Origin of the sequence: Myroides sp. DF42-4-2 (assembly GCF_030326445.1) — a bacterium.
GTDB lineage: Bacteria > Bacteroidota > Bacteroidia > Flavobacteriales > Flavobacteriaceae > Flavobacterium.
On the sequence record NZ_JACAKI010000053.1, the window covers coordinates 1 to 1,277 of the forward strand.

General features: G+C 32.3%; 1 protein-coding gene. It reads right to left on the bottom strand.

All coding sequences use genetic code 11. The features are described from left to right. Positions 1–193: 193 nt before the first annotated feature. Positions 194–1,165 carry an aminoglycoside phosphotransferase family protein gene (locus HX062_RS16085; RefSeq protein ID WP_090410533.1) on the bottom strand — a complete coding sequence of 324 codons (972 nt, stop codon included), beginning with the start codon at positions 1,163–1,165 and terminating at the stop codon, positions 194–196. Positions 1,166–1,277: the final 112 nt, after the last annotated feature.

Here is a 1,277-nt window from a genome sequence, read left to right on the forward strand (position 1 = left end):
TGGACAGTTACTTATAGCTTCATCGGATTATATTTTTTTATGTTCAACATTCTGTTTGGTAAAATTACCGCTAACGGTTTGGGCTTTGCGAGGGCGGGGATTTTCAGCAGAAAATATCGACCGAAGCACTAAGCTACAAATATAGCGAAAATCTCCAACGGAGTATTTTCGCCCCGCTCTTGCAAAACCCTTGTTACCTGCTGGCTGTGTTTTTAGGTTTGGATATTATGTTATCAACTTCTTTTTTCAGATAGTTTAAGTTGATTTTGTATTCTTCCGAATTGAGTTCGTCAAATTGTAATTGTTCGATAAACTCAAAAATATCTTGAAGTTTTCTACTTGTCAGATAATATTGTAAAACCGTTTCATTGATCTGATAATCAGGATTGAGTTCATAATATCTTTTGATAAACAAATCAAAATAAGGTTGCTGATAAATGCTGAAAATATCGGCTTCGGGTGGTGCAAACTTTATTCCTTCCCAATCCAAAAGATATAATTTTTGTTTGTCTGTGATAAGATTCCAATGATGAATATCTGTATGACATAAACAATATTTTAAATCTTTTTCCTTTAAAGCATTTGATAAATTATACCATTCGTTGATTTGATTTTTTATAATTGAAAGATTAGGTTGCAGTACCGTTTTGATTTCCGTTTTTAGTTGGTCAAGGTTTTTGTCTATCCAATTGTTTAGTTTAGAAATAAACGAAAGGTCAAATGTTTCAGAAATCTGCGAAAGGTCAAAAGGAGTTTTTTTTAAATGATGTAACTGACTGACAATTTCGGCTAATTGAGTTATTTGTTCTTTGGTTAAATTTTTTCCCCCAACTGTTTCTCCTTTAATGTAATCAAACAAAACATATATATAATTTTCATCTTCGCACCTAAAATCATCAGATTGCGTTTTAATCAATCGAATGATTTTTCCTTTCAGCAGAGTTTGATTATCAAGCCAATCCACAATGGGAAGATAAAGGTCGATGTGTTCCGTTAAATAAGAAGTTGATTTTCGACTTTTTTCATAAACTTTTAAAAAATAAAAATGCTCGTTTTCATCTTCTATTTTATAAGCCAAAGAAGCCCAACCACCTTTTTGTTTAGAAATTGTGTTTGTTTTGATAAGATATTTTTGTTGCAATGTTTTTATCAATGTTTCAACCATTTTATTTTGTCGGATTTTTGGTTTCAGCTTGCAGGTAACGGGAAACGCATTGGCGAAGTGGCGGATAAATTGAACCGAAAGTTCAATTTAGCAGTGACGTAGCCGATGTGTT

Excerpts from the sequence above, each read along its gene's own strand:
- HX062_RS16085 (WP_090410533.1), bottom strand. The coding sequence starts at position 1,165 with ATGGTTGAAACATTGATAAAAACATTGCAACAAAAATATCTTATCAAA.